Source organism: uncultured Veillonella sp. (genome assembly GCF_963524655.1).
GTDB lineage: Bacteria > Bacillota > Negativicutes > Veillonellales > Veillonellaceae > Veillonella.
Window position 1 is genome coordinate 1 of the sequence record NZ_CAURHA010000018.1, and the last position, 12995, is coordinate 12995.

13 protein-coding genes and 1 tRNA gene are annotated in these 12995 nt (G+C 40.2%); 9 read left to right on the forward strand and 5 right to left on the reverse strand.

Translation table 11 applies throughout. The features are described from left to right. Window positions 1–1210: thymidine phosphorylase (locus RYM16_RS04945; RefSeq protein ID WP_314982685.1), on the forward strand; the 1210-nt coding region annotated here is incomplete at its 5' end. Between the two features lie 10 nt (window positions 1211–1220). Beyond that, window positions 1221–1616 (forward strand): cytidine deaminase, encoded by a 396-nt coding sequence (locus RYM16_RS04950; RefSeq protein ID WP_314982687.1) that lies wholly within the window; start codon window positions 1221–1223, stop codon window positions 1614–1616. 109 nt (window positions 1617–1725) lie between these two features. Here the strand turns inward: RYM16_RS04950 and RYM16_RS04955 are convergent, their stop codons facing one another. Together RYM16_RS04955 and menA are read right to left on the reverse strand one after the other, a co-directional pair. After that, window positions 1726–2547, reverse strand: a complete 822-nt coding sequence (locus RYM16_RS04955; RefSeq protein ID WP_314982689.1) for a MetQ/NlpA family ABC transporter substrate-binding protein — start codon at window positions 2545–2547, stop codon at window positions 1726–1728. Between the two features lie 217 nt (window positions 2548–2764). After that, window positions 2765–3661: a 1,4-dihydroxy-2-naphthoate octaprenyltransferase gene (gene menA / locus RYM16_RS04960; protein WP_314982691.1), complete on the reverse strand. Its 897-nt coding sequence runs from the start codon at window positions 3659–3661 to the stop codon at window positions 2765–2767. A 211-nt stretch (window positions 3662–3872) separates the two neighbouring features. Here menA and RYM16_RS04965 point away from each other — a divergent pair, with 211 nt between their 5' ends. The 5 genes from RYM16_RS04965 to RYM16_RS04985 all read left to right on the forward strand — a co-directional run bounded on the left by RYM16_RS04965 (window position 3873) and on the right by RYM16_RS04985 (window position 8338). Next, window positions 3873–4817 carry a hypothetical protein gene (locus tag RYM16_RS04965; protein WP_314982692.1) on the forward strand — a complete coding sequence of 315 codons (945 nt, stop codon included), beginning with the start codon at window positions 3873–3875 and terminating at the stop codon, window positions 4815–4817. Window position 4818: 1 nt separating this feature from the next. Beyond that, window positions 4819–5610, forward strand: a complete 792-nt coding sequence (locus tag RYM16_RS04970; RefSeq protein ID WP_314982694.1) for a hypothetical protein — start codon at window positions 4819–4821, stop codon at window positions 5608–5610. A gap of 116 nt (window positions 5611–5726) precedes the next feature. Beyond that, window positions 5727–6098, forward strand: coding sequence for a RidA family protein (locus RYM16_RS04975; RefSeq protein WP_296003231.1), 372 nt, complete (start codon window positions 5727–5729; stop codon window positions 6096–6098). A 1-nt stretch (window position 6099) separates the two neighbouring features. After that, window positions 6100–7347 (forward strand): L-serine ammonia-lyase, iron-sulfur-dependent, subunit alpha, encoded by a 1248-nt coding sequence (locus RYM16_RS04980; protein WP_314982695.1) that lies wholly within the window; start codon window positions 6100–6102, stop codon window positions 7345–7347. An 841-nt stretch (window positions 7348–8188) separates the two neighbouring features. After that, window positions 8189–8338 (forward strand): hypothetical protein, encoded by a 150-nt coding sequence (locus tag RYM16_RS04985; RefSeq protein WP_314982697.1) that lies wholly within the window; start codon window positions 8189–8191, stop codon window positions 8336–8338. 67 nt (window positions 8339–8405) lie between these two features. On the opposite strand, the gene RYM16_RS04990 is transcribed toward RYM16_RS04985, so the two are convergent. From RYM16_RS04990 to tadA, 3 genes are all read right to left on the reverse strand, one after another. Beyond that, window positions 8406–9593, reverse strand: coding sequence for an MFS transporter (locus RYM16_RS04990; RefSeq protein ID WP_314982698.1), 1188 nt, complete (start codon window positions 9591–9593; stop codon window positions 8406–8408). 135 nt (window positions 9594–9728) lie between these two features. Next, window positions 9729–9819, reverse strand: a tRNA-Ser gene (locus RYM16_RS04995). Next, entirely contained in the window at window positions 9773–10318 is a 546-nt protein-coding gene (gene tadA, locus RYM16_RS05000) for a tRNA adenosine(34) deaminase TadA (protein WP_314982731.1), read from the reverse strand. The genes RYM16_RS04995 and tadA overlap by 47 nt, the downstream gene beginning before the upstream one ends. 83 nt (window positions 10319–10401) lie before the next feature. On the opposite strand from tadA, the gene RYM16_RS05005 reads away from it, so the two are divergent. Further along, window positions 10402–11028 (forward strand): trimeric intracellular cation channel family protein, encoded by a 627-nt coding sequence (locus RYM16_RS05005; protein WP_105098425.1) that lies wholly within the window; start codon window positions 10402–10404, stop codon window positions 11026–11028. A gap of 143 nt (window positions 11029–11171) precedes the next feature. Further along, the gene (locus tag RYM16_RS05010; protein WP_314982700.1) at window positions 11172–12989 is read left to right on the forward strand and encodes a DUF4127 family protein; all 1818 of its coding nucleotides are present in this window, start codon (window positions 11172–11174) and stop codon (window positions 12987–12989) included. The last annotated feature ends 6 nt before the right edge of the window (window positions 12990–12995 follow it).

Below are 12995 nucleotides of genomic sequence, written 5' to 3' on the forward strand. Positions count from 1 at the left end.
GGATATCCCTGATTATCAAGTGAGTGCCCTGTTGATGACCATCGTATTTAATGGGATGAGTGATCGAGAGCTAGGAACCTTAACCTTAGCTATGGCTCAATCTGGACATATGGTAGATTTGTCTAGTATTGATGGCATTACTGTAGATAAACATAGTACGGGTGGCGTAGGGGATAAGACGACGCTCATCATTGGACCTCTTGTAGCCGCTTGTGGAGGTAAGGTGGCTAAAATGTCTGGCCGTGGACTAGGTCATACAGGTGGTACTATCGACAAGATGGAATCCATACCCAATCTGAAAGTCTCTTTAGCACAAGATGATTTCATCAATCAAGTTAATAAAATAGGCCTTGCTGTTATCGGCCAGTCGGAAGGATTGGCGCCAGCTGACAAACAGCTTTACGCTTTGCGGGATGTAACGGGCACAGTAGATAGTATTCCTCTCATTGCATCCTCCGTAATGAGTAAGAAATTAGCATCTGGAGCACAGGCTATTCTCCTCGATGTAAAGGTGGGTAGCGGTGCCTTTATGAAAACCTTAGATGATGCACGGGTTCTTGCGAAGGCCATGGTAGATATTGGCAATGAAAATGGCCGCTCCGTTAAGGCGGTATTGACCGATATGGATCGACCGCTCGGTCATGCTATTGGCAATGCATTGGAGATTCGTGAGGTTATCGATACCTTGAAAGGTCATGGCCCGCAGGACTTAACCCATGAATGTCTTATCATGGCTGCACATATGCTCGTATTGAGCCATCTATGTGATTATGAAACGGCTCTTAGTCGTGTACAAGAGGCACTTGACTCAGGTAAGGCTCTTGATCGTTTACGCCTCATGATTGAGGCCCAAGGTGGGGATAGCCGCGTTATTGACGATGAAAGCTTGTTAGCCATCGGTAAATTCACCTATGATGTAGTCGCCACTCAAGATGGGTATATTACACATATGAATACTGAGCAATGTGGTATTGCATCTGTGATGCTTGGTGCAGGACGTACCGTAAAAGATGGCCCTATCGATTACAGTGCAGGCATCGTGATGCATAAGAAAACAGGCGATTCTGTAATAGCCGGCGAAAGTATTGCCACCTTGTATGCTTCTGATGAAAGTTTACTTGCTAATGCAGGTAAAACATATTTAGAGGCTATTACATTTGGCACAACAGCGCCAACAGTAGTCGATACGATACTAGATATCGTGGAATAAGGAGCCGATTATGATAGAACAACATATTCTAAAGCTTATTGATCGTGCTACTGTTGCCCGAGAAAAGTCCTATAGTCCTTATTCCCGTTTTGGTGTAGGTGCAGCCCTTCTCTGTGAAGATGGTACTATCTATGAAGGCTGTAATGTAGAAAATGCATCCTATGGCCTTACTAACTGTGCTGAGCGCACTGCTATTTTTAAGGCAGTATCGGAAGGTTATACAAAGTTTAAAGCCCTTGCGGTAGTAGCTGATACAGAAGGGCCTTGTTCACCTTGTGGCGCTTGTCGTCAGGTTATATCTGAATTTGAAATACCTTACATTATTATGGCGAACCTAAAAGGAGAGTATACAGTGGTTGAACTAGATGAACTATTGCCTTTTAGATTTGGTGCGCATAGCATGTAGTTACAACTTACGACAATAATTTAGGACAACAAGTTAAGATAATAAGTTAAGACAACAAGTTAAGACAATAAAAAAGAGACCACTTATGTGGTCTCTTTTGTTGTATACCTTAGAAAGCAGGAACAACTGCACCTTTGTATTTTTCTTCAATGAATTTTTTGATTTCAGGGCTGTGAAGTGCTTCCATCAATTTTTTAATCTTAGGATCGCTTTCATTGCCTTTAAGTACAGTTACGATATTTACGTAAGGGGAATCTTTAGATTCGATTGCCAACGCGTCTTTACCAGGATTAAGACCTGCATTCAAAGCGAAGTTAGTATTGATTGCTGCTAAAGCTACATCGTCAAGAGAACGAGGTACTTGAGCTGCTTCTAATTCAACGAATTGGTATTCGTTAGGGTTATTAGCGATATCTTGAACTGTGGACAAGATGTTGCTGGAGTCTTTCAAAGTGATAAGACCTTGTTTTTGTAATAATAACAATGCACGACCGCCGTTTGTAGGGTCATTAGGGATAGCAATTTTAGCGCCTTTAGGAAGATCTTTCAAATCTTTGATTTGACGGGAATATAAGCCCATTGGCTCAAGGTGAACGCCACCAGCAGATACTAAGTTAAGTTTGTGAGCTTTTGCGAATTCATCCATGTAAGGTATATGTTGGAAGAAGTTAGCATCGATTTCTTTGTCGCCCAAAGCAAGGTTTGGCGTATTGTAATCAGTGAATTCAGTGATTTTTAATTCAATACCGTCTTTTGCTAAGATAGGTTTAACTTGTTCCAAGATTTCTGCGTGAGGTACTGCAGTAGCACCGATTTTAATAACTTGTTTGCTGTCGCTAGCAGCTTGTTTGTTGTTGTCGTTACCGCAACCTGCGATCAATAAAGCACCGCCGAGGATTACAGTAGCCGCTAATGCTAAAAATTTTCTCATTAGACACACTCCTTTTACAATCATTACATATAAAATATTAAATCTATAGTACTAAATTATTCCCTATCTATCAAGAAGGATTTAGTATGGGTTCTCCATAACTAAAAGTTATGGACAAAAAGATTTCCAAAATATTACATTTACATTGTAATACTCTGGAAATCTCTATCCTTGTATCTAGTTATAAATTCAATTCGCTTATGGTCGAGCAAATAGTTTATTTGCCAATGATGAGTCCAATGGACCACATGAGTTGGTAAATCATAGCGGCCCCTGCTGTGGTGCCCATAGCTTTGTCTAGTTGGAATTCATCTGTTTTAGTACTTAAGGTATGTACTGTTTTGAAAGCTAGTGGTATAGCGAGGAATGCTAATAATGAAAACCATGTCATATGGCCTACGATGATCCACGCCACAATCCAAATAAAATTAAAGATGTACATAATGCTCATTAAACTGAGAGCTCGTTCACGGCCAAGTACGATTGGTAATGTACGACGACCGTGGCTTTCATCATTGCGAATATCACGAATGTTATTCGTGAGCATAATGGAGCCAACTAGTAATGTGGATGGAATAGCAGGGATTAACAGTGCTAAAGATAATTCACGAGTCCAAGCATATCCCGTAATAAGTACGATAGCAAGGCCCATGGCGATGCCAGAAGAAATTTCCCCAAAGGGTGTACGAGAAATTGGTTTCGGACCACCGGAGTAGAGGAAACTGATCAGAATACATATGAAGCCGGCAGGTACGTAATACCACGTGATGGTAGCGGATAAGTAAGCACCGATGATGATTGGTATTACCATGAGTACTTTGATCATGGTAACGATGAGTTCTGGTGTAATGGCACCACGCGTAATAGAACCAGCATTACCGACCTTTTGTCCTGCATCAAGACCGGATTTGAAATCTTTATATTCGTTCCATAAATTGGCTACGATTTGAGCCGTTACAACAGCTAAGAAAATAAGAATAGTATGGAATATGGCAAGACCGGTGCCACGAGCTGCACCAAATGCATAATAACTAAAAGCGGCACCTAGAATAGTAGGCCCCAACGCGGCTGCTAATGTGCGCGGCCTTGTGAGAGGAATTAATTCTTGTATCATAATAAAAGCACACCTAGTGTGCACTCCTTTCTATTTCTCATGCATGTATCATGTTTACATGTCTATTTATGTATTGTATAGCAGAAAGGAAAGGTTGTAAATTATACTATATAATTATAAATGTCGATATAGTATAATAATAAATATATGCAGTATAGATTATTATTTTTACTCTATACGAATATTGTATTGTTAAAACGTGAGGTGTCTTATGAGAGCTCTCAATAAAAAAGTTATCACATTGGCTTGTGCTACATGTTTAACAGTTGGCATGGGTGCAGTGGCATGTGCAGATACGGTAGATTTAGGTTATGGTATGTATGGCAGTACGTCCCCTACAGTGAAAGCTGTAGAAGTTATGCATGTTCCTACAGATGCTAGGCTACGTAATAATGAGCAAAACCAAATGCTTTTCGCTGCAAATAAAGAATCCCTTAGTTCCATTAATACTGTATTGAAAATGCATTATTCTGTGCCTTTTGAGCCTGTTAAGGGTGATGTTTTAGATGGTTTTTCTTATTATCAATTACAAGGTACAAATGAGCAAGGTCACCATACAGGCTATCTGTTAGTTGTTGATTATCCTAAAAACGCTATTGATCAAGCGATTAAAATTGATAAGACCGTATTAGAAAAAGGATCTGACGCTGATAAGGCTAAATTAAAGAACTCCGTTTCTAAACATGTTGATGCGTATTCTAAAGATACAGCACAACAACGACTAGCAAGTTTGCCTGGCGATACTGTAGAAGGTGCGAAATTAGCTAAAGCGGTTAAAGCTATTAATGATAGTATTCCTGCTCATATAAATGGTACAGTCGATAAATTATTAGCTGTTGATAAGAAAGCATCCGCTAAAGATAAGGAAGCAATTTCTACATTTACTGGCTTTATGGCGAAACAATTGAGCGTAGATGCAACTCATGTGGCTTATCAACCTGTTCAAACTCGTTATGGTACGGCTGTAACAGGTGATGTACGCGGTGCAGTAGGCTTTGATGGCTTTAGAAATAGCTTTGCTTTGATTGGTTACGCAATTCCTGCTGATAAGGGATTATCCTTACAATTCTTATACTCTGATGATTCTAGCTATGATTATTGGACTAATGAGTTGAAGCATATGTATCAAACACAATCTCTTAAGGGAGGTAAATAATATGAAATCTTTGAAAGTATTAGCTTGTGCTGCCTGCCTTTTAGGAACTGTATCTGGTGTAGGTTTAGCTAAGGATGTACAAACTATAGGGGGCGCTATGGTAGTGCCTAATAATGTAAATGTTATTTCTGCGTCTAAAGCAAATACTCCTAGCTTTGTAACATCTTTTATTACAAATCAAGAAAAAGCAGATCCGTCTAGTGCAAATCCTGTAAATGCGCAAATTAAAGAATTTATAAAGAACTTAGGAACTAATTTTGATATCTACCAATTACAAGGTGCAGATAAAACTGGTCAAAAAGATGCGTTTTTAGTGGCCGTAGATGTAAAAGAGGTAGCACAACAATTTGCTGGTAAAGAGGCTAATGATCCTATGTTTATAGCTGCTATGGCGGCTCTTGATAAAGGTCAAGTCGATCCTGTAACTGAACAACTTATATTAGGGACTATTAATAAGCAAATTCCAACGACAACAACTGTAGTTCCTTTAAATGGGCCAATCCATGTACCAAGTCGCAACCCAGAAAAGGGAACTATTATGCCTAAGGTACTTAAAACTATTACAGTAGAAGATGCGCAACAAGTTCATCCTGTAGCGGGTACAAAATATCAAACGTATGCAGCAAGTTCTCGCATGTTATATTCTGATGGAACTGTACAAACTCCACTCTATGCAAATGCTGCATTTGTGTTGAAGCCAGGTAAACCGGTGTTTTATGTTGGGTTAACAACTGACGTACAACGTGATTATTTCAAACCGATATTTGACAACGCATTCAAATCTGTTAAATAATTTATTATATACGTACTTTTACAGAGTGCGTCATATATAGCGAGCCCCAAAGGTGAGTCTCGCCCTAGAAAATAGTTATATTTATTTTTAATTATATTTATTAAAGGAGAATTATCATGAAAACACTTTTCACAGACAAAGCACCAGCAGCAGTAGGTCCTTATTCTCAAGCTAAAGTAGTAAACGGTTTATTATTTGCTTCTGGTCAAATTCCACTCGATCCTGCAACTGGTTCCATTGTTGCAGGTGGTATCGTAGAGCAAACTGAACAAGTATGCAAAAACATTGATGCTGTATTGGCTGAAGCAGGTTCTGACTTCTCCGAAGTTATTAAAACAACTTGTTTCTTGGCTGATATTGCTGACTTCAAAGCATTTAACGAAGTGTATGCTAAATATTTCACTTCTAAACCAGCTCGTTCTTGCGTAGCAGTAAAAGACCTTCCATTGGGTGCTTTAGTAGAAGTGGAAATTATTGCGGAAGTATAAGATGAATTATATTTCTTTGCTACAGTCAGAGATGCGTCCTGCCTTCGGTTGCACAGAGCCAATTGCATTGGCTTATGCGGCTGCGAAGGCAGTCTCTGTTTTAGATGAGTTTCCTAACCATATTCATGCTCGATGCAGCGCGAATATTATTAAGAACGTCAAATCTGTAGTAATTCCTAACTCTGGTGGTCGTAAAGGTCTTACGGCCGCCACCACTTTGGGAGCCATTGTAGGTCACCCAGAGCGGGAGTTAGAGGTATTGGAATCTGCTACAGACGAAGATCGTAAATGGCTTGGCACGTTGCTTGATGCCAACTTCTGTACCGTTTCACTCGCTGAAGGTGTAGATAATCTATATATTGAGATTACCGCTGAAACAGATGAACATACGGCTGTAGTTCGTATTGAAAATGACCATACGAATGTAACGTATGTTGCTGTAGATGGCGAGATTATTTCTGAAACGGTTAACGAAATTAAAAAAGCAGCGAACACTGAATATGCTATGACCTTTGATAGCATTTATGAATTTTCTAAAACAGCTGATATTACAGATATCCTTCCTCAAATTAAACAACAAGTAGAGTATAATACTGCAATTTCCAAGGAAGGTTTATCTAACGATTACGGTGCTAACATTGGCCAATTATTATTGCTAGACGATGAAAATCCATCTCTTGAAACAAAATGTAAAGCTCGTGCAGCGGCTGGATCCGATGCACGTATGAGCGGGTGTCCCTTGCCTGTAGTTATCTGCTCTGGCTCTGGTAACCAAGGTTTAACCGTATCTGTACCAATCATTACGACTGCCGAGGAACTTGGTAAAAGTGATGATGAACTTTATCGAGCGCTCGTCTTTGCTAACTTGTTAACACTTTACGTTAAATCTGGCATTGGTAAATTATCCGCATACTGCGGCGTTGTATCTGCTGGTGTTGTAAGTGTGGCAGGCATTGCCTTCTTGAAAGGTGATAGCAAGGATATCATCGAGAATACCCTTGTAAATGGTCTTGCAAGCTTATCTGGTATCGTATGTGATGGCGCAAAACCATCCTGCGCAGGTAAAATTGCGATTTCTCTTGATGGCGCCTTTATGGGATATAAACAAGCACGCCTTAACAAGAACTATCAAAAAGGCGATGGCCTTGTAGCATACTCCGTTGACGAAACCATCCGCAGTATCGGCACTGTGGCTCAAGGTATGAAAGAAACGGACGTAGTTATCTTGAATGAAATGCTAAAACATTAATTTAGCTAACTATATAAGCCCCCGTTAGGGGGCTTTTTGTATATTAACTTGTAGCACTAAGATGTTATAATGATGAATATTCGTTGTTATACATAAAATATGTTGCTTACAAGATGTATTTTATTGAGTTGATTATAGGTGTAAAGTTAATGGGACTAGGAATATTTACAATTATTTTTATTATTATGGCTATAAATACGGTGTTAGGGCCGATCAAAATAAATAGTAAATTCCTATTTTATATAGCACCACTAATATTAATTGTTACATCTTTAGTTGAAATTTTCCTGATACACGATATTCAATATAGAAATGATTATAGAATTATAAATCTTTCCATAATGTTTGTAAGTTTCATGACCGTTGCATACATTAGAAGTAAACAACCCTTAAAAAAATAAAGTAGGTGACTTAGTGTTTTTAATTAATCATATGTGGGACTTTATTATTGTTATATCTGTTATATTTATGTTGATTGGTAGATTCTATCATATCAGTGGTTGGAACTATAGAATCCCTATGGGCCGTGGTGACTTTTTTAAGACCTATATTATTACATTTATAGGCATATTGTTCAGTGCCTTTTTAACTTATCGTTTGAAGATTAGCGCATATGACAGTAGTGAGCTTTTCTACGCTATCATAGTATGTGTAATAGGTGCTATATGCGTATCTCAATTCATTCTGTGTGGAATGCGAAGAATCGTTGATTTAAAATGGTGCTCTCCTTTATTTTATCCTGTTGTATTTATATTAGGACTTATACTATCTAAGTATATCCCTGACTTGACGTCGCTTATGATACTAGCTCAGCTTCTTCTTTATATTACGCCTAGTAAAGGTGAGTAAAGAAGTAGGGCTTAACTTTCTTCTTTTAGGCTCTGTATTACTTCCAGGTGATATAAAAACTATTATTGTGAATGCTATTAATATGGTTGTATTAGTTATGCCAAATCAAAGTATTAAAAATAAAAATACAGATAAAGTTTAACCTATTGTAGTTCGTATAGATATAAAACTAAAAGGGGCTGTTTTACAGCCCCTTTCCTAGTTCTTCTCTATTGTAATTTTTTAGGATCTTTAAGTATCAATGATGCCCCAAGGCCCATTACAAGGAATGGCACAAGTGTCATCATAGCCACTGGGAGGGAGTAGGTATCTGCTAGGTTACCTACTACAGGGGCGATGACACCGCCGATGGTTTGGCTCACGCCGAGGGTAATACCCGATGCAAAGCCGATGCTTTTAGCTAGATATGTTTGGCCTAGTACGATAACAGGGCTGTAGCTAATTGCTTTAGCAGCACCAATCATGAGTAGTAGCAAGTAGGCTACAGGCATCATGATGAGTGGCGAGAAGGTTGGCACCTCTGTTAATAGGAACATAGCAGGTAACCAAACTAATAGGGATAGTCTGATAATTTTGATAGGACCATATTTATCGCCCAATAGACCGCCAATATAGGTCATGAAAATACCGATACTAAAGAATACGGTTAATGCAAAGCTGCCTTGTTCGGGGCTTGTACCGAGCTCGCGAGTCCAGAAAATCGGAATAAACGCATTGATAACGCGGAAGTTTACCGATTGGCTCAAGATAATAATGAACAAGATGCCGAAGTACTTCCAGTAGTTCTTAAGCGGTTTTGCCGCTACCGTTGGATTTTCTGTAGCCACTGCTTGGTCAATGGTACGTGCATGGGCTACAATGCGTGGCATGAGTACAAATAGAACTGTTGCGATAAGCAAACCGACTACGGTAAAAGCAGCCAATCCGTGCGGCCCTATAGTATAGGCGATAGTCCCTGCAAATAGTGGGCCTATGGCAAAACCAGAGCTGCCACCGATAGCAAAGGTGCCCATGGCCTTACCTTTTTTGCCACCACCGAGGCGATTCATAATCTTCGCGCCTTCTGGATGGAAGATAGAAGACCCTACACCAGCTAAGGTGGCGCAAATAAGAAGGCTTTCATAGGAACTGACGAAACCCATCACGCCTGTACTACAAGCCGATAATAGAACACCAAAGGCGATAAGCCGGGGCTGATTGATCTTGTCTGAAATATAACCTAATAAAGGCTGTAATAATGAAGATAATGCTGTGTTAGCTAAAATGAGGAAACCTGCTTGTTCTAAGCTGAGCCCATACGTATAAATGAACAACGGTAAGAGGGCAGGCAACACACTTTGACAGGAGTCATTGATCATGTGACTCACTGTTATGAGATAAGGGTAATATTTTTTCATAATAGTGTCCCCTTGAGTCTATTTAATAGCAGTAATTATATCTTGTGTATATTATAACTCATAAAGTTACTAAAGTATTGATAAATATAGATACAAAAAAGCGCTAACTACAGTTAGCGCTTTAAACATTCTAGTTGGCAGAGGAGGAGGGATTTGAACCCCCGCGCCGGTTGCCCGACCTACCGCATTTCGAGTGCGGACCCTTCAGCCTCTTGGGTACTCCTCCGTGCTTTACGGCGCTCCTTAAAGAAGTCTTTCATAATTTGGCTACATTCATCACCTAGCACACCTGATGCCAGTTCAGGTTCGTGATTTAAACCTGGATGAGAGAGCACATTGAATAGCGATTCTACGGCGCCTCCTTTGTAATCACTTGCACCATATACAACACGGTCTATACGACTGTTAATAATGGCTCCAGCGCACATCGGACACGGCTCTATCGTAACATACAGGGTACAACCAGTCAACCGCCAGCGTTTGAGAACATCGCATGCTTCGCGGATTACGAGGACTTCTGCATGAGCTGTTGCATCATGATCTAATTCACGACGATTATGGTGGCGTGACACGACTGTATTATCTTTTACTAGAATGGCGCCAATGGGAATCTCTCCATGGCTATAAGCCTTGCGTGCCTCCTCCATAGCAATGGCCATGAAATACTCATCTCGAGTGCGCTCATCCATGTTTTCTATCTCTATAGGTGTAATGTCTTTTGTCATTCTCATACCTCTTAATGTATAATATCTTACATAAAGTCTATCATAGTGTACGCAGTAATGCGAATAGATTGTGTGAGGGTATTATGGATATTATATGGTATATGTTTGATATGATTGGCACCATTGCCTTTGCTATCTCTGGCGCGCTCGTTGGGGTAGCACGAAAAATGGATATTTTTGGTATGGCTGTATTGGCGTTGGCTACGGCCATTGGCGGTGGTATTGTGCGGGATATTTTGCTCGGATATTTTCCGCCTAACTCATTGCGCAATGTTGTATATGTGACAGTGGTTATTTCTGTCACTATCATCGTGTTTATTATGTATAATAGCCGCTATCGTAAACATGCGATGGGGCCTCGCAGTCGAGCAGGATATTTGTTAGCCGATGCATTAGGTTTGGCGTCCTTTACAGTAACAGGCGCATCTGCTGGATTTAAACTCTATCCTGAGTTGCCGATTTTCATTGTATTACTAGGGACAATTACTGCCGTTGGGGGCGGTATTATCCGCGATATGTTGGCACAACGGATTCCGTCCGTTCTGAAAGAAGATGTGTACGCACTTCCAAGTATCATTGGCGGTATCGTTTATTATTTAATGGTTATTTCTAGTTGGGCTGGAGAGGCCGTATACGGAGCTTTTACCGTCGTACTAGTGATTCGATTACTAGCGATTAAATATAACTGGAGCTTGCCAAAGGTGCGATAATTCCTCAATGTTTGCGAATTATTGTGCAAGTGATATAATTATTCTATTGAGCATTTCATAAAAGTGTCAGAAAAAGAGAGTATTATATAACAGTTAATTTTGCGAGTCGGGAGTACTCGCGTACACAGAAGGAGATTTGATTCATGACGAATAAATGGTTGAAAGTAGCATTAATGGCAACAGCTATTGCTACCGGTACATCCATCAATATTGATGCGGAAACCGTATTATATGTCCCTCAAGATGATCGCCCTGTAAGCTTGCAATATACAGTTGATACAGCGCGTGAAGCGGGGATGACTGTGTTGACACCACCTCAAAACTTGATTTCTGGTAAAACATACCAAGGTCAAGCTGACCAAATTATGGCTTGGGTTGAACAAAATGCAGGCCGTGCAGATGTTATGGTATTGAGCACAGATACTCTTATTTATGGTGGTCTTGTAGACTCTCGTAAACATAACATTCCACTTAGCACTTTAGAAAGTCGTTTAAAACGTATTGAAGGCTTAAAAGCACGTCATAAAAACGTGCGTATTTATGGTTTTGGCACAGTAATGCGTTCTCCACGTGCTAGTGGCGGCGGCACTGAACCAGCTTACTATGCGGAATACGGTCCTACTATCTTCCAAATTGCAGCATTGCAAGATAAATTAGACTCTGGCTCCTTAACACAAGAGGAAACTCAAAAATTGATGAGCCTTCAAGCCTCTGTTCCTGTTGAGTACTTACAAGACTGGTTTGATCGTCGTCAAAAGAATATGAAAATCAACAAAGAGTTGATCGATGAAACTCGTAGCGGTGTATTCGATTACTTTGCATTGGGCCATGATGATACATCTCAATTGTCCCAATCTGCATTAGAAGGTCGTTACTTAAGTAAATACTCCAAGGATATTCCTGTTGAGAAATATGGTAGCTTCCCTGGTGCCGACCAACTTGGGCTCTTGTTGATGGCTCGTTCTCGTACAGATGAAAGTACAGAAAAACCTACATTTTCTGTAATTTACCCACTCGGTGGTGGCGGTAAAACATTGCCAGGTTATGAAGACCAAACGATTGATAAAACAATTGCTCAACACGTTGAGGCCGTAGGTGGCACTATGGTGACACAAGGTAAACCAACTGTGTTGTTAGCAGTAAATACACCACTTACTACAAGCACTGGTGAATCTGAAAGCTTTGAGAACTTCCCGATGATTTCTAATTCTACAAATGCTTTCGTAGATCGCATTCAACAAGCTGTTGATTCTGGTGTAAACGTAAGCGTTGCAGATATTGCTTTCAACAATGGTGCGGACAATACATTAGTATCTGCTATGTATAAACGCGATATGTTATACAAAATCGGTGCGTACAATGGTTGGAATACCGCAAGTAATACGGTAGGCTACGCCATTGCGCAAGGGGTATTGCTCAAAACTATGAGCCCAGAAGGTCACCGCAAAATGTTGACTCAACAATATTTGGATAACTGGGCGTACCAAGCTAATATCCGTAAAGATATTTACCGTATGCAAGACTCCATCCGTACAGATAATGTACGTTACTCTGGCGAGTTGAACGAACGCCTTGAAAGCTACTTAGGTGAACGTATTCAAGATTTCGCTGAAAAATACTTGAAAGCAGATCCTCGTACAGTAAAAGCTACATTCCCATGGGGCCGTCTGTTTGAAACAGATATCACTGTTTATGACAAACCAGTGGTACCTCTTGAAAAAGAATTGCGCTTGAAACGCGAAGAAGAAGCGCGTATTAAAGCTGAAGCAGAAGCTAAAGCTAAAGCAGAAGCAGCTGCAAAAGCGGCGGCAGAAGCTAATGGCCAAGCTGCACCTGCACAACCAGCAAAAGCTGAAGCTCCTAAAACAACAGCATCTGCTGCTCCAGTAGTTAAACAACCAGCTACTACATCTCTAGGTCCACGCATTGTACCGACACCTGCAGTTGTACCTGGTCAATAATGAATA